The organism is Cobetia sp. BMC6, from assembly GCF_029991385.1.
Taxonomy (GTDB): Bacteria; Pseudomonadota; Gammaproteobacteria; order Pseudomonadales; family Halomonadaceae; genus Cobetia.
In genome coordinates this window covers 721,159-740,466 of the sequence record NZ_JAKUMF010000002.1, presented here as the reverse complement: position 1 = coordinate 740,466, position 19,308 = coordinate 721,159, and the positions used below count along the sequence as shown (strand labels likewise).

Below are 19,308 nucleotides of genomic sequence, written 5' to 3'. Positions count from 1 at the left end.
TGGTGCATAAGAGACGGTGTCAGCATCGGATCATCCATGAGCGAAAGCTGCTAAATGACCACATGAGGTCCTTTTGGTAAAGCGCTACGAGGCCCGTCGTAGAGCGGTTTTTCATGCATTTTCCCTGAGCAAGGCAAGCTCCGTTCTGGCACTGTACAACCCCAAGTCTGCTATATCAGTTCACAATCGCATACTTGAATATGCGAAATTCCATGAAAGCTAATTATAACTGACTTGACGCTCTTACGGATATAGATCGCCATCCCAAAGAGACACCCTGCGTCTCTCGAGACACACACTGTTTAAATATCCAAACCTTAACCTTTAATGGGGCTGCCGCCTGCCTTGTTCCAAACAGGAAATTTCCGCGACGTTCGCCAACACCTACGTGCCCTGTCTGACTGAACTGACACCAAGCTTCGTTAAATTCTTAGGCCTACGTAAGACATTGCCAACAAATCCCAAAATTCACTTTTCCCAGCCCCACGGGAAATTTCCGCACAGGCACGGAAAATTCCGGCTTCCCCCACCATCACCTACCGCTAACTTACTGATTTATAAAGAAAGTGGTGATAATCGAGGCTCCGAATCGCCCGATCTGGTCCCACAGTCAAAACTCATATTGCACTGCAGCAAAAACAGGCGTATCACTGTCTTCATGTTCCTTACCTGGAGAGTACAATGGCTAAACAACCTGCCTGGTCAGAGTTGGTCCCGACGACGCCGGCTGCGATGTTCGATGTCTGGAAGCTGGGCACGACGTCGGTGGAGATGTGGTCGACAGCCATGTCGACCATCATGTCGCGCACTCAGTTGTGGGGAACCCAGTCGCCGCTGGACCCGAAGATGATCACCGAGAACCAGAAGATGGTGTCGGAGAAGATCGCAGCCAGCTGGGAGATGTGGTTCGTGATGCAGAAGGCGTGGATGAACGCGATGACGGGCGGCAAGGTGGCGCCGTGGTGGACGACGGGCACCCTCTTCATCAAGCCGTTGCACAAGCGCACGACGGCCAATTCGCGTCGACTGTCGTGAGAGGCAATGCATGACTTGCCGTTGCGGCCGATGCAGTTGCAGTCGATAGCGCTGTGCGCTGAGATGCGATCAGATACGGTTGAATGCGCTCAGATGCGCTTGGATGCAGTAATGCAAGACGGGAGCCCCAGTGGCTCCCGTCTTGCGTCGTGCTCTGGCGATGATGTCAGGTCATTGTTCTGGGCTTTCTTTTCCATTTTCTCCAGCCCTATCCCCCTGAGCTTTCTTCCTCTGACCTGGTACGCCGCCAGCGAATTATCATTCTGATTCGAGGGCCTCGTCTTCGTCGGTCAGACAGGCTTGCCAGATGCGTTCGGCCACGCGCTGGTCGTGCTCGGCGTGGCGGAAGAGGCAGATATCCAGCGGCGCGGTGTGGCTGTCATCGCTGATGATGACGAGGCGCCCGGCGGCCAGCTCGTCGCGCACGGCGCGCTCCGGCACCCAGGCGATGCCGCTACCGGCGAGTGCGCCACGCTTGAGCACGTCAGACATCGAGCATTCGTAGCGGAAGTTGAGACGCGCGGCGAGGTTCTGGCGTCCGATGATCAGTGCGGTCAGTCGGCCGAGATAGCTGTCACTGGAGTAGCAGAGGTAGGGTTGCGGCGTGTCGCTGTCGAGGGAGTAAAGTGCCTGGCCAGCGTCATCGACGGCACTGACGGGCACCAGCCGCTCGGAGCCGAGCACGATGGAGGGATAGCGCACGATGTCGGTGAGCGTAGGCAGTAGCGGGCTGTTGTAGGCCAGCATCAGATCACAATTGCCGCTGATCAGGGCATCGACACAGCCGGCGACGTGGTCGGGCACGATGCGTGCCTTGAGATTGCCCAGTCGGTTTTGCAGCTGTTCATGCCAGTCGACGAAGAAGCTGACCGCCAGCGTGTGCGAGGCGGAAATCGAGACGACTTCTTCTATCTTGGGCACGAAGCCGAGCGCCTCATCACGGCCGACGCGCAATACCGAGAGCGCATCCTGGGCGGTGCGCTGGAAGGATTCGCCCGCGGGAGTCAGGCCGACGGGGAACAGGCTGCGGTCGATCAGGGTGGCGCCGACCCAGTATTCCAGATTGCGAATACGACGGCTGAAGGCCGGTTGCGTCACGTTGCGCAGGGTGGCGGCGCGCGAGAAGTTACGCGTCACCGCCAGGGTGAGGAAGTCTTCCAGCCAGTTCATTTCCACGGCGAGCACCTGAAGAGAGGCATGAATGAGGCAAAGGCACACAGCGGGCCTGCGTGAGCGCAGTATATCGCGTCGCTGGGTGTCTTTTCTTCAAGCTCTCTTCACTGGCTGATCGGATGGATGCAGCGCTGATCAAGCCTCGGCTTGCGCCAGTGCCACACAGCGCTGCGCGAGAATTTCCGCGGGGTCGAGCAGCGCTACCCGCTCACGCAGTGCCGCATCGAGCTCGATCAACGGAAGCTCGGTACAGCCCAGGATGATCACTTCTGCGCCCCGCGCCAGCAGGTGGGAAATGGCGGCCTGCAGATGCTCGCTGCACTCCCCTGTCGTATGCCCCGCCTTCACGCCGTGATGCCCGTAGATCGCCTCCATCACCTGGGTCTGACAGCGCGCATCAGGCACCAGCGTTTCCCGTCCCGAGGACTCGATGATGTCGTGGTAGACCCGACTGGCCACGGTACCGCTGGTCGCGAGCAGCCCGACCCGCGCCACCGGCGTCTGCATCGCTGCGATATGGTCAACTACCGCCGTCAACATGTTGATGATCGGGATGCCGATATAGGGCTGGATACGCGCCACGAAGGCATGCGCGGTATTGCAGGGAATCGCGATGGCATTGGCGCCATCGGCCTCCAGCCGCTGACAGGTCGCGAGCATCGGAATGCTCGGGTCTTCGCCCTTGCCGATCAGATTGGCGGTGCGATCGGGAATCTGCGGATTCTGCTCCACCACCATCTTGAGGTGATCCTGATCGCGCTCGGCACGCGTCAGGCTGACCACCTTGCGCATGAAGTCCACCGTGGCCGCCGGCCCTACCCCACCGAGCACGCCAAGCTTGAAGTTGCGATTCTCGCGCTCGCGATCCACGCCCAGTGCGTATTCGGCGTAGATGAGGTTGGAGTCGAGCAGGGGCACCGGCACCAGCGGCTGCAGCGACTCCATCAGCACCGGAATCTCGCTCAGGCCCGGCACGATGATCTCCGCGCCCCGGCTGACCAGGTCATCACAGGCCTCGAGCAACAGTTGCAGACATTCACCACCATGATGGCCGCTCTTGATGCCGCTCGGCCCATAAATGGCCTGCATCAGGGCATCACGCTGCACCGTGGCATCGGGGTAGATGACCTCGAGGCCGCCAGCTGTCGCGAGGCCATCACCTGCCACGTAGTTACCGTCTTGCGTGGCATCCGTGACAGCCATCGTGGCCTCCGGCTCCCCGAAGCGCTGCTCGAAGATACCGGAGGCGCGCACGTAGCTTGAGGTCAGCACGCCGATCTTACGCACCTCGGGATAGTCGCGGCGAATACGCGCCAGCAGCGCATCGAAGATATCGACGACGTTGACGCTGATTTCCGGGGTGATCTCGGCCAGGAAGGTGTGGGAGAGAAAGCATGGCACCATCGCGTTCTCGACCTTGCCCTGCATGTCCTTGAGCACGTTGTAGACGTAGAACTTGCGCCGCAGCGGGTCGTAGGCCTCCGCCGCGATTCCCGGGCCATCATCGAAGCGGCGTTGCTCGAAGGCGATATCCACCCCACCCGGTGGCTTGCAGTACTGCGCCGCGCGCACCGTCTTGAGCAGGACATCCGCGCTGCCGATCGCCCCCAGGCCGCCCACGACGCCGTAGCGAACGACAGAGGGGCTGGCTTTTGGTGAAGATGCGTTGAGGCGTTCCATGACGATGTTCTCCTGATGTCCTTGACACGCTTATCACGCGGATGCCGACAAGCCGATGATGATGACGCGGTGGGTGTTCAGACAAGAGCGCTCAACTGAGCTCTGAGCGCATGACGTGGGGCGTATTGAAGACTTGCTCGTCCAGCTCACCTTCGCTCTTGGCGACCAGGCAGCTGACGGCGCAGTCGCCCGCCACGTTGAGGCCAGTACGTGCCATGTCGAGCACACGATCGATGCCGGCGATGATGGCAACGCCTTCCAGCGGCAGGCCGACGGAGGTCAGCACCAGCGAGAGCATGATCAAGCCGGCACCCGGCACACCGGCGGTACCGATGGAGCCCAGCGTCGCGGTCATGATGATGGTGACGTATTCGGTCATGCCCAGATCAACGCCATAGGCCTGGGCGATGAACAGCGCGCAGACGCCCTGATACAGCGCGGTGCCATCCATGTTGATGGTCGCGCCCATCGGCAGCACGAAGCTCGAGACACCCCGCTTGACGCCCAGATTCTGCTCGGCGGCCATCATGGTCACCGGCAAGGTGCCGGAACTGGAGGTGCTGGTGAAGGCGAGCATGATCGGCTCGACACTGCCCTGGAAATAGCGCAGCGGATTCAAGCGCGCCAGAAAGCGCAACATGCCGCCATAGACCACGATGGCATGCACGAAGCAGCCCAGATAGACGATGCCGATCACCTTGGCCAGCGGCGCGAGCATCGCCAGGCCATAGGTACCGGCCACCCAGGTCATCAGGGCGAAGACACCGTAGGGCGTGAAGGCGATGATGATGCTGGTCATGCGATAGATGATTTCCGCTGCGGACTCGAAGAACACGCGTACCGGACGGGCCTTCTCCCCTACCAGCGTGATGGAGAGACCAAACAGGATCGCGAAGACGATGATCTGCAGCACATTGCCTTCGGCGAAGGCTTCGACGGCATTGGTCGGCACCAGCCCGAGCAGCGTATCGACGGCGGTCGGCGCTTCACGCACCTCGACATTGGCCGCGCTGCCCAGGTCGATCCCCACGCCCGGCTGGAAGACGGTGGCCAGCCCCAGGCCGATGGTGATGGCGACCGCCGTCATGCCCAGATAGAGCACCAGCGTCTTGACGCTCAGGCGCCCGATCTTGGAGAGGTTGTTGAGCGAGGCCACGCCAGTGACCAGCGAGATGAAGACCAGCGGCACGATCAGCATCTTGATGCCGCGAATGAACAGGTCACCCAGCGGTTTGATATCGGCGGCGATATCTGCGCGCCCGGTCTGGTTGAGCACGATACCCAGCCCCAGGCCCAGAATCAGTGCGATGAAGATCTGCTTCCACAGCGCCAGACGTGTCCAGGGAGACAGAAAGCGCGCAATGGGCCCGGGAGAGCGGGGTATCGGGGCGGAGGAAGAACCTGAATCAGCCATGAGTGTTTCCTTCTTGTCATTGTTCTTGGCTGCGCGTGGAAGCAGCGCAGAGTGCAGACTGATGGTGATACAGGCCCCTATCTCGCGACCAATTCTTTATTTGGATTTTCCATGCAAGATTTGCATGACAGTGATTTCACCCCCTGGTGCGCGACACGCCAGAGGCTATTCCCGGCTCTGACGCTGTGCGCTTTCTTGACACGTTCACTGCTGTAGAACGCACGAAGCCCGCTCATTGAGCGGGCTTCGTGTACTGACCAAAATATTCAAGGTGTTCAATCCACAAAGATCAGTGGCACCTTTTCAAGCTGTCGATCATGCCTCCGGCAGACCCAAGGCCTCCTTGACGGCCGGCCAGGCAGGTTCGCCATCACGGGTGGTCACGCCTTCCAACCAGGCCTTGACCTTGGCCGGGTTGGCCTTCATCCAGGTTCCCGCCACCTCTTCCTGCGGGCGCTCTTCCTTGCCATAGCCATAGATGAGTTCACTCTGCTCCTCGGAGGTGAAGGAGATCTGATCCAGGAAGATGGATGCATTGGGATGTGCTTCCGACCACGCCTTGTTGGCCAAGGTCTTCACATCACTGGCACCACCACCCGGGCCCCAGAGGTCTTCCGGGTCATCGAGGAAGACCATGTCGTATTCGACGCCCATCCAGTGCGGAGTCCAGCCGACGAACATGACCCACTCATCACGCTTGATGGCATTGGCGACTGTCCCAAGCATGCCGGCAGTGGAAGACTCCTTAAGGTCCCAATCGCCGAGACCATAGATATCCTCATCGACGGCACGGTTGGCGATTTCACTGGAGCCCGAGCCGATCTCGATGGAATAGATGGTCTTTTCGAACTTGTCGGCAAATTCCGGCTTGTCGACGTCATGCAGTGAGGTGACACCGGCTTCGGCCACGTAACGTGGCACGGCGAAATTGGCACGTGCGCCATCCACATTGTTGCCGAAGTCGACCATGGCATCCTTTGCCATAGCCGCCTTGTACATGGTGCTTTGACCCGGCAACCAAGCGGCCAGGTAGACATCGACTTCCCCGAGCGAGATGCCTTCGTAAGTGATTTGCGCGCCCAGTTGGCGGGTGGTGGGAGAATAGCCCAGTGCCTCGAAGATTTCGGAGGCAATCTCGGTCTTCATGGTCACGCCCGGCCATGGCGGCGCCGCGAACACGACACTGGCATCTTCCGCGGCAGTCGCCGGCGCTGACAGGGTTGCCAGCAGCAGACCACTGCCCGCCAACGCCATGCGCAGTGGCAGAGGTTTCAGCAGATGGGACTTGGTGAAGGGGGACGACATAGTGGATTTTCCTCGTTGTTGTTATGAATACGCCATTGTCATGAAAATACTGGAAACAAGCGTTTGATTGAAGGCGACATCTGTATAAACATCACTTCTGCAAAACGCGCTTCCCGCAAAGAAATCACAATGAGAGCAGACGAACAGCTACCTTAAGCGCGATCGTTGGATCGGTACAAGACACGGCGGCCAACGACGCGCACGAAAAAGCCCCCGCCATTCGTGAAAAATGACGGGGGCTTTTGATGATGCATGCGCTGATGCATCAGAAGCCAACGATAAGAAGCGTGCGATCAGAAGCTGGCGATCTCTTCCGGACGCAGGAAGCGGCATTCGCCCGGCTCCAGCTCCGGGTCCAGCTCGACAGCCCCGATGGCTTCGCGATGCAGGGCTTCGACGTGATTGCCGATGGCCGCGAACATGCGCTTCACCTGGTGATAACGGCCTTCGGTGATCCACAGCAGACCCACGGTGGCGGTTTCCATCTCGAGACGCGCCGGACGCGTCGGCTTCTCTTCCCCATCCAGCATCAGGCCGTGCTCGAAGTCCTCCACGGCGCGCGCCAGCTCATCGCCTTCCAGTGGGCGTGCCAGGGTGACGCGATAGCGCTTGGCACAGGCCTTCTTGGGCGAGGTGACGCGGTGGTTCCACTGGCCGTCGTCTGTCATCAGCACTAGGCCGGTGGTGTCGACATCGAGACGCCCGACGATGCTCAGGCGCTCGACATTGGGCAGATCGATCAGGTCATGCGCGCGCTCATAGAGGCCCGGCTTGCTGGTGCATTCCACATTGGCCGGCTTGTACAGCATCAGATAGCGCAGCCCCATCAGCTCCAGGTGCTCGCCATTCCATTCGACACGCATGCCGTCCTTGACGGCGCTCGCGGTGTTCTTGACTACCTCACCATCCACGGTGACATCGCCGCGGTGCACGACCTTCTTGGCATCGCTACGGCTGAGATCCGTGGTTTCGGTAAGGAATTTGTCCAGGCGCATCAGGCCTCCAGAGTGAAATGATCGGCGTCCATCCACGCCGGAAACTTGGTTCGAAACTCGTCGAGCGCGCCGCGTTCAAGCGTCACGGTCTCGATGAAGGGCTGGTCTGGCGCGGGGTCGAGGATGGGCTCGCCCTTGAAGTCGCAGACCATGGAGTCGCCGGTATAGTGCAGCCCGTTGGCGTCATCACCCACACGGTTGACGCCCACCACGTAGGCCAGATTCTCGATGGCGCGCGCCTGCAGCAGCGTGCGCCAGGGATGACGCCGTACGCCCGGCCAGTTGGCCACGCACAGCAGCAGGTCATATTCAAAGGCGCTGTCGGCGGCGGTCTCGGCAGCACTCACGCCACCGATGACGGGACGCTGACGCAGCCAGGTCGGGAAGCGCAGGTCATAGCAGACCGAGAGCTGGATCCGAAAGCCGTTGAGCTCGACCAGCACCCGCTCATAGCCCATGCCATAACGCTCATGCTCACCGGCCATGCGGAACAGATGGCGCTTGTCATAATGCGTCACCTCACCGTCGGGCGTGGCCCACAGCATGCGGTTGTAACACTCGCCGTCATCCAGCACCGCAATGCTGCCGGTCATCACGCAACCACGGGTGATGGCCTGTGCCTTGAGCCAGTCGACGCTCTCGCTGGACTCTATCGGCTGCGCCATCTCACGCGAATTCATGGTGAAGCCGGTGGCGAACATCTCGGGCAGCACGATCAGATCGGTTGCGGCATTGCGGCCATCGGCGCCCATGACCAGGCCAGCGGCATCCAACTGTTCGCCGAGCAGGCGACAGTTCTCCGCCGGGTCTTCCCAGCGCAGGTCCGCCTGCACCAGGCTGACACGCAATGTCGCCCCTTGCGAGGCATCGCCAGCACTCGCTTGTGAGGAAGTCGCCTGTGGCTGTGTCGTCATGGTCGTCGTGCCTCCCTGCTGACTGAATGGGCGCTTGAGTGGCGACTGGCAGATGCGCGTCGGCGCGAGCCTTGCCCACCCTGCCACTGGTCGTGCCACGCCTTGAAAGCGCTCATTCTACCGTCTGTGGCGATCAGATGTGAGAGGCAAAGCATGATCTGTCATCGCCGTACCGCTCATCACGCACACGAATCCCTGGCGACGGGTGTGAGCATCAGAAGCCAGTGATATATTGGCGATGAACGCAAGGCCGCCACGCCAGGTTGCGGCGGCGTCAGTTCACCGCGAGCTTGCTCGCCCCCTCCCCATCCCGACTCACAGGAGAGCTTCATGCCTCAGCTTCGCTTCCACGGTGTCACGCCTGCCCGTCTTGCCCCTGTCTCGCGCGCACTGATCGATCAGCTGAGCGAAGCGACCGCCACCGCGCGCGACGAATTCACGCTGGAGTGCATCACCACCCAGTATGTGTTCGATGGTCAGCTCGTCGATGCCTTCCCCTTCGTCGAGGTGCTGTGGTTCGAGCGTGGCCAACAGGTGCGCGATCAGTGCGCCCAGTCCATCGCGCAGGCCATGAACGAGGCCGGCTACCCAGAGGCCGAAAGCTTCTTCATCGCGCTTGAACCATCGGGCTACTACATCGCAGGTAAACCGCTGGCGCAGATCGCAGGCAAACCGCTGGCGCAGGATGGTTCGAGCGACTCCGCATGAGGCGGGAGCAGACAAGCCCCTCCGTCGAGAGTCTGGCGCAGGCACGCCGCGAGAGCGCCAAGGGCGTCGGCTTCGGACTGGGCGCCTATGTGATGTGGGGCTGTTTTCCGCTCTATTTCGCGCTGTTCGAGGGTATTCCCGCCTGGGAAGTGCTGCTACACCGCATTCTGTGGAGCTGCGTGTTCATGGTGCTGCTGATCAGCGTCATCCGGCGCTGGTCACCGGTGCGCGCTGCCTTCGCCGAACCCCGCAAGCTTGTGCCGGTTCTGGCCTGCTCGATCCTGATCGCGCTCAACTGGGGCATCTACATCCACGCGGTGGAGGTGCATGAGGTACTGCAGGCAAGCTTGGGCTACTTCATGACGCCGCTGGTCAATGTCGGGCTGGGCATGCTGTTCCTGAAGGAGCGCCTGACGCGCGTGCAGCTGTTCGCGCTGGGGCTGGCCGTTCTCGGCCTGAGCCTGCAGCTAATCGGCCTGACGAAACTGCCGTGGATCACGCTCTCGCTGGCTGTCACCTTCGGCACCTACGGGCTGCTCAGAAAGCGCATCGCGCTGGATGGTCTGTCGGGCCTGCTGGTCGAGACGATGATGCTCGCGCCACTCGCGCTGCTGCTGATCGGCGGTCAGTGGTTCTCCGGCGAATCGCACTTCACGGCCAGCGATGTCGGCCCGCTGGGGCTTCCCGCCAGCGTGCTGATGATGTCCAGCGGCGTGCTCACCGCGCTGCCGCTGCTCGCCTTTGCCGGTGCGGCGCGGCGCCTGCGTCTCGCCACGGTCGGCTTTCTGATGTACATCAACCCGACCATGCAGTTTCTGATCGCGCTGCTGATCTTCAAGGAAACCCTGCATCCGACGATGCTGATCACCTTCGTGCTGATCTGGACCGGTCTGGCGCTCTATACCGCCTCGACATTTTTCCAGCATCGCGCCCGACAGCGCGGCTGAAATCACCCTTGAACTGACATCACGAACCAACGCGAGGATGCCCAGCCATGCCAGACCCTGCTGCAGACTCCGTGAGCAGCCGCCTGTTGCGCTTTCTGCCGCGCCTGCTGGCCTTCGCCCTGCGCGTCATCGGACAGTTCATCGCCAACCGTGGCGTGCTGCTGGCCGGTGGCGTCGGCTACAACATCCTGCTGTCCAGCGTGCCGCTGTTCGCCTTGCTCTGCGTGCTGCTGACGCACCTGGTGGATGAAACTCGCCTGATGAGCATCATTGCCATCCAGGTCCAGCATCTGGGGCCGGGCCAGGAAGACATCCTGCTGGACGCGGTGCGCAAGCTGCTGGCCAATCGCGAGGTGATCAGCTGGATCGGCATGGGCGGCTTGCTGTTCTTCGCCGGGCTGGCCTTTCGCATGCTGGAAGACGCCATCGCGCTGATCTTCCATCAGCATCCGGTGATTCGTAAGCGCAGCGCGTGGATTTCCGCCCTGCTGCCCTACGCCTTCGTGATGGTGCTGGGCGCGGGCCTGCTGGCGCTGACCCTGCTGGTGGCGCTGGCCTCGGCGATGAATGATGCCCTGACGCTGCTGACCGGCATCGAGCTGACCCTGGGCGATGCCGGCAGCGAGGTGATCTATCTGATCAGCATCGTCGGCATGTTCGGGCTGTTCAGCGCCATCTACAAGATACTGCCCCAGACCCGCGTCTCGACCCGCCGCGCGCTGGTCGGTGGCCTGGTCGCGGCCACCCTGTGGGAGCTGACACGCCTCGCCTTGAGCTGGTACTTCACCCACCTGTCCTTCGTCGGCGCCGTCTACGGCTCGCTGGCGACGCTGATCGTGTTGCTGCTGGGGCTGGAGATCGGCGCCGTGATCCTGCTGCTCGGCGCCCAGGTGATCGCCGAGCTGGAGCAGTGCTCACGCGAGAACATTCGCTGGTACCGCACGCCAAATCGCAAGCCGCTGACGCGACTGCAGTCGCGCCGCAATGCCATGCAGCATGCCGGCGAGATCAGCGAGGATGAGGCAATGGAAATGAGCCCAGACAGGGGGTCAGGCAAGGGGGCAGAAAGCGGCTCAGCAAACGGTTCTGAAAGCGGCTCAGACAAGCGCTAGTACACGCGCTGGGAAAGCTCACCGCGCGCACAACGAAAAAACCGCCCCGAGGGGCGGTTTTTCATGCTCGCATCGCAGAGATGATGCCTGCGGTCACGCGAGTCATTGTCGTCGTGATCGGCGCCTGAGGGCTATTCATCGGCGACGGCTCGCCTGCAGGCGACGCCTCAGTTGACCAGCGAGGCTTCCAGCGAGATCTCGGCGGTGAACAGCTTGGAGATCGGGCAGCCGCCCTTGGCCTTCTCGGCGGTGGACTGGAAGTCTGCCTCGCTGATGCCCGGCACGTCAGCCTTGGTCACCAGGGCTATCTTCGTCACGCTGAAGCCGCTGTCGTCCTTGTCCAGATGAACGGTGGCGGTGGTATCGATGGCCTTGGGCTCATGGCCCGCCTCGCCCAACATCATCGAGAGTGCCATCGAGAAGCAGCTGGCGTGGGCCGCCCCGATCAGCTCTTCGGGATTGGTGCCGGCGCCATCTTCAAAGCGCGTATTGAAGCCGTAAGGCTGATCCTTGAGCGCACCACTTTCACTGCTGACAGTGCCTTTACCCTGCTTGACGCTACCTTCCCAATGCGCGGAACCGGTTTTCTTGATCGTCATGCCTGTCTCCTTGACTGGGTGAACACTCAGGGCCGTTGCCCTGTCCCTCCCACATTGTCATGGCACGCCATGACTTCAAGGGGCGTCTGCCCTTTTGCCATCACAAGTGTCTGATCGATCGCGTGCTGGCTGCGCCTCACTCGAGTGAGCAAGACATGCCACCCACCCCGGCGAGTGCGTCCGTCGCCACGGCCAATTATTGAACAAGAGTTGAATTCCCTTGGTATGCCCCGATAACTGTTCCATCGATTACCCGGCGCGCAACGCCGAGTTGCAGTCACTCACATCATCCTCTCATGTCTGGCAGCGCGCACTTGCAAGAGGGCGCAGCATTGCCGACAGCTCATACGTCGCCGGTGAATCCCTCACCCGCGCGGCTGCCGACACCGGCAGCCAGACCCGCAAGGAGTCCCCTCATCATGTTCTACAGGACCTCGACAGCCATCACTGACGACAATGCCTCTCTCCATCGCCTGCGCTCTGGTCTGCTCTCAGACAAGCGCCCTACCGCGAGCACCCGCCTGCGCCGTGGCATCGGCGCCGCCGCAGTGATGCTGGGCCTGCTGGGCCTCTCCCCGGCTCAGGCCTTCGACGAGATGAACACCGAGACAGGGACCAGCGGCGCGGCCTCCTCCCAGCATTCCTCGGATGGCCAGCCAACGCCCAGCCACTCGAAGCGCACCGCAGACGACGCAGCTGACAACGGCGCGCACTATCAACAGAACGAACAGCCCGAGGTACGCCAGCAAGCCAAGGACAACGCCACGCGCCAGGTACAGAAAAGCCTTGATGGCGGCAAGATCGGCAGCCAGGGCGGCCGCCACGCCAACACGGGCCAGGCCAAGCCGACCGAGAACTGGTTCGGCTGCCCGCCCTCCGGCAGCAGCAAGCAGAACGCCCAGTGCGACGGCAAGTGATCGCCAGCACTGAGCACTCGCCATAGGCACGATTGGCGCTCAAGACGCAGGCCCTGCAACCGACAGTTGCGGGGCCTGCGTCGTTGCGCGCATATGCTGATGTGCATGGAAAGCAGCACTGCGTTGCCACTTCATGCAGCAACCCTGAATAATTTGAGAAAAAATCTCGCAAATTCAGTTAATTACATGCATAGGTTGTCAAAACGACAACACTCTCCTTCCAGCATTCCGGCTTGTGACCCCCAGGTACGGCAGGCACGATATAAGGCATACAGATGATCCGTCGATCATTCATTCAGGCCACCACACTGCGTCGATCTTTACCTCTTCGTGCACGCAGATGCTCAGGGCCTACGACCGGATACGACAGTGGAATGCTTTCCGCGGGAGACGTACTAGATGACAGACACCACCGCACTGTTCACCCCCCATACCTTCGCCGGGCTGGAGCTCAGCAATCGCCTGGTGCTCGCCCCGATGACACGTACCAGCGCGCAGGATGACGGCCAGGTGCACTTTGACATGGTCGATTACTATCGCGATTTCGCGCGGGGCAACTTCTCGCTGCTGATCACCGAAGGCATCTACACCGATGAAGCCTTTAGCCAGGGCTACGCCAACCAGCCGGGGCTGGCCAATCAGGCGCAGCAGAACAGCTGGCGTCCGGTGGTCGACGCCGTGCATCAACAAGGTGGCCGTATCATCGCCCAGCTGATGCATGCCGGCGCCCAGACCCAGCACAACCGCTTCAAGGATGAGGTCGTCGCCCCCTCCGAGAGCCGCGCCAGTGGCGAAATGCTCAACTTCTACGGTGGTTCCGGCCCCTTCCCGCTGGCCCGCGAGATCAGCGAAGCGGAAATCCATGACGCGATCGCCGGCTTTGCCACCAGCGCCCATCGCGCCAAGGAAGCCGGGTTCGATGGTATCGAGCTGCATGGTGCCAACGGCTACCTGATCCACCAGTTCATCAGTGAGCGCTTCAATCAGCGTGACGATGCCTGGGGCGGTGACGCCATCGCGCGTCTGGCCTTCCCGCTGGCGGTCATCCGCAGCGTGCGTGAGGCGGTCGGCACCGACTTCGCCATCGGCATGCGCCTGTCCCAGGGCACCGTGACCGAGCCGGAGCTCGCCTGGCAGGGCGGCCCTGACGAGGCCCGCGAGCGCTTTGCCAAGCTGATGGAAGCCGGGCTGGATTTCCTGCACCTGACCGGCAGTGATGTCGAGGCCCCCGCCTTCCCCGAGGCAGACGACGAGCGTGAGCGCAGCCTCAGCCTGACCGCACTGGCGGCACAGGTGCGCAGCGAGAAGGCCGCCGAGGTGAGCCTGATCACCAATGGCAATGTCGCCAGTGTCGTGAAGGCGCAGGCCGCCCTGCACCACGCGGACCTGGTCGCCATCGGTCGCTCGGCGCTGGCCAATCATGACTGGCCCAAGCGCGTACAACGCGGCACCTGCCTCACCGAGTTCGACTTCTCGATGCTGTCGCCGCTGGCCACTCTGGCCAACGAGGAAGACTGGCGCATCGCCAATGACAAGCCTGCCAACTGCGAGGGTCGCTGCTGATAGCGGCTGACAGGCAAGATACAACGAGCCCCGCCAGTTCACTGGCGGGGCTCGTTGTGTTGGTAGGCTGGACGCTCCTCGACCTGAGCTCAGATATACAGCCGCTGAATCCCACTCAGGCCTTCAAGAGAGTTCCACTACTGGAGGCCAAGGCCGTCATGGCGGACATGCCGGCCTTTGTCATGCGTCCAGAATGTCCACCTGCAGCTACGCCTGCTTCGTCAGGACACCCCACCCGGGGCGATTGCTCGTCATCGGTTTCTCTCAGCAGTGACGGATACTGCTGCGCCCACTCAGCCAACTCCTCAAGCCCTGTGGCAAGACTGACACTGGGGCGAAAGCCGGTCAGCGTCTCAAGTGTCGAGGTATCTGCCCAGGTACGCTCGACATCCCCTGGCTGCATCGGCAGCAGACGCTTGCGAGCCGGGACACCCAGTGCTGCCTCGAGACCATTGATGAAGTTCCCCAATGCGATGGGCTCGCCGCGCCCGAGGTTCAGGACACGCGAGGGAGCGGCATTCACTTCCTGCGTCGGCGGCAGGTGCATAAGCCGGTAGATGCCCTCCACGATATCACTGACATGGGTGAAATCACGTGCCATCTGTCCATGGTTGTAGACATCGATCACCTCGTCGGCCAGCAGCTTGCGTGCGAAACGAAGTGGCGCCATGTCCGGGCGCCCGCGGGCGCCATAAACGGTAAAGAAGCGTAGCCCTGTCACCGGTAAACCATAGAGATGCGCGTAGCTGTAAGCCATCAATTCATTTGAGCGCTTCGTGGCAGCGTACAGCGAGAGCGGGCGTACACCCGCCTGGGATTCCTGCAGAGGCTGACGGGTATCATCCCCGTAAACGGAACTGCTGGAAGCATAGAGCAAATGGCTCGGGGCCGTGTCACGACAAGCCTCAAGAAGATTGACGAAGCCGACCAGGTTGCTGTCGACATAATCAAAAGGCTGAGTGATGGAGTGGCGCACCCCAGCCTGGGCCGCCAGATTGACGACGACATCAAACTCCTCTTCCTGCATCAATGTGCGAAGCGCCTCACGTTCGACAAGATCCAGCTTGACGAAGCGAAAGCTGCCCAGCCGGCGTGCATTGCCGGGGGCAGCAACGCACTGCCCGGCAAGTGCTTCGAGACGTGTCAGGCGGTGCTGCTTCAGCGCCAACGGATAGTAGGGGTTGAGATTGTCGAGACCGACGACCTGCAGGCCTTCCTTCAAGAGTCGCTCACACAGAGCAGCACCAATGAAACCTGCAGCCCCAGTTACCAGTATCTTCATGCTCATCGTTTCTCCTGAGCGGTCATGACCAACGCCGTTGGTGCTGATGAGGGGCCGCCCAATGCCGCTGCGGGTACCGTCAATAATCGGTGGCGTCCCTGATGAAAGACCGGCGTGGCATTGGCTCCATCGTCTACTGCCGCCTGACACCAATCACGCATGCCGGCCAGAGGGCCTGGCGTGTCGGGTAGACGCAGACATTTGTCAGCCTCGATTATCAACCAGCCATCGGGATGCGCTGCCTGCCAGGAATTCAGCTGACTCGAATCGCGCTTCAATTGCTTCAGCGGTTGGGTCAGTCGCCCCAGAAACTGCCAGGTTGCCTGATAGTCCCAGCCAACGACGGCCACCTGCTGGCCTTCCTGTTGATGGTGCTGAACCCATTGAGCCAGGGCAGTCTGATCCAGACGTGGCCATAACGGACGTAATGTCAGGGCCAGCAAGCAGGTCACCAGCAACATGCTGCCCAGCGCCAGTCGCCGCTGAGCATTTAGCGAGCTATTGCCCAGTGACTCAGCGGCAGGTGTTTGAGCCGTGATGGAGCGTCTCGCCTCATCCACGGAAGGCCATAGCCATACCATCAAGGCCAGCAAGCTAGCTCCCGCCATGAGACACGCAAGGCTTGCGTTGCCCGAAGCCACCAGCGCTGCATTGGTCGGCAGAAATGAGGCATCAGTCAGCCAGCCTGCGGGCATGACGATGACCGTCAACGCCAGGCTTGCCAGTCCCAGGCCACCGCTGATCATCGCCAGCAGTTTCAGCGATGTGCGAGCCGGAGGCTGGCGCAGAGCAGCCCAGGCCAGCAGCAGACTCACCGGTATCAGTAGCGGCATCAGATAATGCACTTGCTTGCCGGAGATAAGTGAAAAGACCAGCAGTCCGCCCAGTGCCCAGAAGCGTCCCAGCTTCAGCAAGGGTTGCTCTGACGTTGGCCGCCGAGCAACCGAGGCCAGAAACCCCTCGATCAGCAATCGCGGGCGCAGGCTGAGCGGGAAGATCAACACCGCCAGCCACGGTAGATACCACCATGGCGGTCGAGCATGATCCTGCGCGGAGACGACGCGGCTTGCCGTCTGGCCCCAAAGCAGATCCTCGACATAGTCGGGAGGGCCAGTGATGACGGCGGGAAGCAACCAGATGCACAACACCGCGATGCCCAGCAGCAGGCTCAACACCCAACCGCGCCACTCACAGACCCACACCTCGCGGGCTTGTGCTTGCGTCCACCAGGGGCGCGAGCCGACCACCAACAGAAACCACAAGAGTGCGACCGGCCCTTTGGCCAGCAAGGCCAACCCCAGCCACACACCACTCTCGAGCACGACGCTCAGGCTGAACGGCTGCCCTCCCCGTGGTGTACACCAGGGCCGCAACGCGCCCAGTAGACACGTCGTCAACAGCACATCGAACATCAAGGCCTGGCTATAGAGCCCCCACATCAGACAACCGGCGAGCATCCAACGCACCATGCGTACCCAAAGTTCATGTCTCTGCCGTTCGGCATCGGCCAGGCCAGTGGCCGGCCACAGGGTGCGGGCGACACGCCCTATCTGCCAGATACCCAGCAGACTGACCAGCGGCATCACCAATCTTGGCCAGACATCATTGACTCCGAAGACCATCCATCCGGCGTGAATCAACCAGAACAACAGTACCGGCTTGTCAGCGTAGGCCACCCCGTTCATGGTCGAGACGAACCCGCTGCCGGCATGCCACATCTCCCATGCCACCGAGACATAGCGAGTTTCATCGATGGGCAGATAGGGTCGTGCCAGCGCTGCTGACATCAGCAACACTCCCCATAGCGTCCAACATATTCGCTCGCTGGCATTCAGGTTGATCAACGAATGGGAGCCCCTTCCCACCAGGGATATCGCACATGAAAGTTGCTTCTGACACTTCATGGCTGAACCTCCGGCATCAGAGTATGGCGCTGGGGAAGTCCGATCAGCTGTGCCGCTTCATTCGAGACCGAGGTCGGTGCCAGATACATCGGCGCAACATCGGGATTGCCCTGACATTTCACGGCCGCGCTGCCAGGTAACAGTACCCATTGCTCATCCGGCTCATTCAATGTGATGGCCTGTGCGCCATCCAGACAGGCATGCCGCTTGAGCTTGCGGGGTGTCAACAAGGCCCAGCGGTTCTGCGGGGCCTCCTTCAGCCATGCATAGAGGCGCGAGAATTGGTCTTCCTCCGGCGTCTTGTAACCGAAGTGCCACAATGGCTGACGCGCCTGCAGGATGTATTGCTCACGAAAATCGGGAATGGCCAATGCCTGGTAATCGCTCTTCTCGGCAACCTGCGCCATCAGTACGGCAGGATTGCGAACCGGGTCCATCAATCGTGCCCCCCAGGTGCCCCACAGACTCCAGAACACCACGAGCCAAATCCCCAAGGCCAACAAGCCGTTCCGTGGTTTCAACCAGGTACAGAGCGCGATACCACTGACACCCAGCAGCCCCCACCACCCCCACGGCACCACCCCCTCCTTTGCAGCAAGCGTCACCAATGCCGGGTACCCGAAGACACCGAGCAGTGCCGAGATCAGGAAGATGCCTGCCAGTCCGGCGCAAAGTGCAAACCCCAGCCAGGAGACATGAGGCTTACGTGACAACCCCGGCAACATGGGTGCCAGGCAGATCACCAACAGCGGCAGCGCCGGCAGGATATAGACTCCCCGCTTGCCTGGAGACAACGAGAAGAAGACCACCATCAATGCCGCACCCACCAGGGGCAGCCAGACTCGTAGATCGCGGCGCGAGAAGCGGCGAGCGAGTGCCTTCGGCCACGAGGGTAGCGTCAGCAGCAGCGGCATCCATGCCCAGGGAATCACACTGGTCAGGAAGTAATGCCAAGGCTTCAGATGATGCCAGCTGTCGGTATATCGCTCAGCGGTCTGCTTGAGCAGGATGTTGTCGCGATAGGCGGCAAGCTCCGAATCGCCGGACACGAAGGACATCACCAGCATCGGCCCTACCCAGAGCAGCGGAGCCGCCAGCATCCAGCAGAGTCCGATCAACAGCTCGCGTGATGTCAGCTGCCCTGCGCGACGACCACTGCTGCGCCAAGTCGATGCGTGACGCGCAGCCATCAGCCAGAAAGGCAACATCAGCAACGGCAGGAACCCGACCCCCTTGGTGAGGATGCCAAGCCCCATCGCAAAGCAGCCGAGATAGAAATAGCGCACGCCATCATTGAGCAATGCATGCCGCAACAATCCCCAGCTACCCAGCAGGATGAAAGCCGTGACCAGCATGTCGATCTGAGCCGTACGAGCCTGCAAGATGAACTGCACTGACGCGAGCAACCACAGCCCGGCAATGAAGGCTGTGTGCCGGCCATGCAGGCGGCGAATCAGGTCCACGCTCAGCCCCAGAGTCGCGGCCCCGGCCACCAGCGATGGCAGGGCAAAGCCGATGCGGATATCCCCCACCAAGCCAGTGGACAAGGCACTGAGCCACATGAAGATCGGCGGCTTGTCGGGATAAAGCTCTCCCGCGCGGTGTGGCAACCACCAGTCCCCCGTGATCCACATCTCGAGACCATTGAGCGCGAAGCGTGGCTCATCGGCAGGCCACGGCATACGCATGCCAAGCCCGATGGCAGAGACAGATAGATACAACGCCCCCAGGACCCACCAGGGATGGCGGGAAAGTCTTCG

At 61.3% G+C, this 19,308-nt stretch carries 16 protein-coding genes; 6 read left to right on the top strand and 10 right to left on the bottom strand.

The annotated features are described in order from the left end of the window. Positions 1-681 precede the first annotated feature (681 nt). On the top strand, positions 682-1,035 hold the full coding sequence (locus tag MKZ40_RS07415; protein ID WP_043335079.1) for a hypothetical protein: 354 nt from the start codon (positions 682-684) through the stop codon (positions 1,033-1,035). Between the two features lie 258 nt (positions 1,036-1,293). On the opposite strand, the gene MKZ40_RS07410 is transcribed toward MKZ40_RS07415, so the two are convergent. From MKZ40_RS07410 to MKZ40_RS07385, 6 genes are all read right to left on the bottom strand, one after another. Beyond that, positions 1,294-2,205 (bottom strand): LysR substrate-binding domain-containing protein, encoded by a 912-nt coding sequence (locus MKZ40_RS07410; RefSeq protein ID WP_253062196.1) that lies wholly within the window; start codon positions 2,203-2,205, stop codon positions 1,294-1,296. Positions 2,206-2,343: 138 nt separating this feature from the next. After that, positions 2,344-3,888: an amino acid racemase gene (locus MKZ40_RS07405; protein ID WP_175089877.1), complete on the bottom strand. Its 1,545-nt coding sequence runs from the start codon at positions 3,886-3,888 to the stop codon at positions 2,344-2,346. A 91-nt stretch (positions 3,889-3,979) separates the two neighbouring features. Beyond that, on the bottom strand, positions 3,980-5,302 hold the full coding sequence (locus MKZ40_RS07400) for a dicarboxylate/amino acid:cation symporter (RefSeq protein WP_175089876.1): 1,323 nt from the start codon (positions 5,300-5,302) through the stop codon (positions 3,980-3,982). 315 nt (positions 5,303-5,617) lie between these two features. After that, a complete protein-coding gene (locus MKZ40_RS07395) occupies positions 5,618-6,607 on the bottom strand; it encodes an ABC transporter substrate-binding protein (RefSeq protein WP_175089875.1) in 990 nt (329 codons plus the stop codon). A 293-nt stretch (positions 6,608-6,900) separates the two neighbouring features. Further along, complete coding sequence (locus tag MKZ40_RS07390; RefSeq protein ID WP_175089874.1) at positions 6,901-7,602, bottom strand: pseudouridine synthase; 702 nt, start codon at positions 7,600-7,602, stop codon at positions 6,901-6,903. Then, complete coding sequence (locus MKZ40_RS07385) at positions 7,602-8,516, bottom strand: nitrilase family protein (protein ID WP_175089873.1); 915 nt, start codon at positions 8,514-8,516, stop codon at positions 7,602-7,604. Before MKZ40_RS07385 ends, MKZ40_RS07390 begins: the two co-directional genes overlap by 1 nt. A 330-nt stretch (positions 8,517-8,846) precedes the next feature. On the opposite strand from MKZ40_RS07385, the gene MKZ40_RS07380 reads away from it, so the two are divergent. The 3 genes from MKZ40_RS07380 to MKZ40_RS07370 are packed head-to-tail and all read left to right on the top strand — an operon-like array spanning position 8,847 to position 11,283. After that, a complete protein-coding gene (locus MKZ40_RS07380) occupies positions 8,847-9,224 on the top strand; it encodes a DUF1904 family protein (protein WP_175089872.1) in 378 nt (125 codons plus the stop codon). Next, complete coding sequence (gene rarD / locus MKZ40_RS07375) at positions 9,221-10,171, top strand: EamA family transporter RarD (protein WP_175089870.1); 951 nt, start codon at positions 9,221-9,223, stop codon at positions 10,169-10,171. Before MKZ40_RS07380 ends, rarD begins: the two co-directional genes overlap by 4 nt. Before the next feature lie 47 nt (positions 10,172-10,218). After that, positions 10,219-11,283: a YihY/virulence factor BrkB family protein gene (locus tag MKZ40_RS07370; protein WP_175089868.1), complete on the top strand. Its 1,065-nt coding sequence runs from the start codon at positions 10,219-10,221 to the stop codon at positions 11,281-11,283. A 167-nt stretch (positions 11,284-11,450) separates the two neighbouring features. On the opposite strand, the gene MKZ40_RS07365 is transcribed toward MKZ40_RS07370, so the two are convergent. Next, a complete protein-coding gene (locus tag MKZ40_RS07365) occupies positions 11,451-11,882 on the bottom strand; it encodes an OsmC family protein (protein WP_175089859.1) in 432 nt (143 codons plus the stop codon). Between the two features lie 419 nt (positions 11,883-12,301). Here MKZ40_RS07365 and MKZ40_RS07360 point away from each other — a divergent pair, with 419 nt between their 5' ends. Further along, on the top strand, positions 12,302-12,799 hold the full coding sequence (locus MKZ40_RS07360) for a hypothetical protein (RefSeq protein WP_175089858.1): 498 nt from the start codon (positions 12,302-12,304) through the stop codon (positions 12,797-12,799). A 399-nt stretch (positions 12,800-13,198) separates the two neighbouring features. Next, positions 13,199-14,362 (top strand): NADH:flavin oxidoreductase, encoded by a 1,164-nt coding sequence (locus MKZ40_RS07355; RefSeq protein ID WP_175089857.1) that lies wholly within the window; start codon positions 13,199-13,201, stop codon positions 14,360-14,362. Positions 14,363-14,477: 115 nt separating this feature from the next. Here the strand turns inward: MKZ40_RS07355 and MKZ40_RS07350 are convergent, their stop codons facing one another. The 3 genes from MKZ40_RS07350 to MKZ40_RS07340 form a co-directional block, all read right to left on the bottom strand. Continuing rightward, positions 14,478-15,650 (bottom strand): NAD-dependent epimerase/dehydratase family protein, encoded by a 1,173-nt coding sequence (locus tag MKZ40_RS07350; protein WP_348994693.1) that lies wholly within the window; start codon positions 15,648-15,650, stop codon positions 14,478-14,480. Beyond that, entirely contained in the window at positions 15,647-17,431 is a 1,785-nt protein-coding gene (locus MKZ40_RS07345) for a hypothetical protein (RefSeq protein ID WP_175089855.1), read from the bottom strand. The genes MKZ40_RS07350 and MKZ40_RS07345 overlap by 4 nt, the downstream gene beginning before the upstream one ends. A 113-nt stretch (positions 17,432-17,544) precedes the next feature. After that, complete coding sequence (locus MKZ40_RS07340; protein WP_254627102.1) at positions 17,545-19,236, bottom strand: glycosyltransferase family 39 protein; 1,692 nt, start codon at positions 19,234-19,236, stop codon at positions 17,545-17,547. Positions 19,237-19,308: the final 72 nt, after the last annotated feature.

Bases quoted from the DNA above. Each gene is read 5' to 3' on its own strand.
- MKZ40_RS07340 (WP_254627102.1), bottom strand. From the start codon at position 19,236: ATGCGTATGCCGTGGCCTGCCGATGAGCCACGCTTCGCGCTCAATGGT.
- MKZ40_RS07355 (WP_175089857.1), top strand. From the start codon at position 13,199: ATGACAGACACCACCGCACTGTTCACCCCCCATACCTTCGCCGGGCTG.
- MKZ40_RS07360 (WP_175089858.1), top strand. From the start codon at position 12,302: ATGTTCTACAGGACCTCGACAGCCATCACTGACGACAATGCCTCTCTC.
- MKZ40_RS07390 (WP_175089874.1), bottom strand. From the start codon at position 7,602: ATGCGCCTGGACAAATTCCTTACCGAAACCACGGATCTCAGCCGTAGC.
- MKZ40_RS07410 (WP_253062196.1), bottom strand. From the start codon at position 2,205: ATGAACTGGCTGGAAGACTTCCTCACCCTGGCGGTGACGCGTAACTTC.
- MKZ40_RS07395 (WP_175089875.1), bottom strand. From the start codon at position 6,607: ATGTCGTCCCCCTTCACCAAGTCCCATCTGCTGAAACCTCTGCCACTG.
- MKZ40_RS07345 (WP_175089855.1), bottom strand. From the start codon at position 17,431: ATGTCAGCAGCGCTGGCACGACCCTATCTGCCCATCGATGAAACTCGC.
- MKZ40_RS07380 (WP_175089872.1), top strand. From the start codon at position 8,847: ATGCCTCAGCTTCGCTTCCACGGTGTCACGCCTGCCCGTCTTGCCCCT.
- MKZ40_RS07400 (WP_175089876.1), bottom strand. From the start codon at position 5,302: ATGGCTGATTCAGGTTCTTCCTCCGCCCCGATACCCCGCTCTCCCGGG.
- MKZ40_RS07365 (WP_175089859.1), bottom strand. From the start codon at position 11,882: ATGACGATCAAGAAAACCGGTTCCGCGCATTGGGAAGGTAGCGTCAAG.
- rarD (WP_175089870.1), top strand. From the start codon at position 9,221: ATGAGGCGGGAGCAGACAAGCCCCTCCGTCGAGAGTCTGGCGCAGGCA.
- MKZ40_RS07350 (WP_348994693.1), bottom strand. From the start codon at position 15,650: ATGAGCATGAAGATACTGGTAACTGGGGCTGCAGGTTTCATTGGTGCT.
- MKZ40_RS07370 (WP_175089868.1), top strand. From the start codon at position 10,219: ATGCCAGACCCTGCTGCAGACTCCGTGAGCAGCCGCCTGTTGCGCTTT.
- MKZ40_RS07405 (WP_175089877.1), bottom strand. From the start codon at position 3,888: ATGGAACGCCTCAACGCATCTTCACCAAAAGCCAGCCCCTCTGTCGTT.
- MKZ40_RS07385 (WP_175089873.1), bottom strand. From the start codon at position 8,516: ATGACGACACAGCCACAGGCGACTTCCTCACAAGCGAGTGCTGGCGAT.
- MKZ40_RS07415 (WP_043335079.1), top strand. From the start codon at position 682: ATGGCTAAACAACCTGCCTGGTCAGAGTTGGTCCCGACGACGCCGGCT.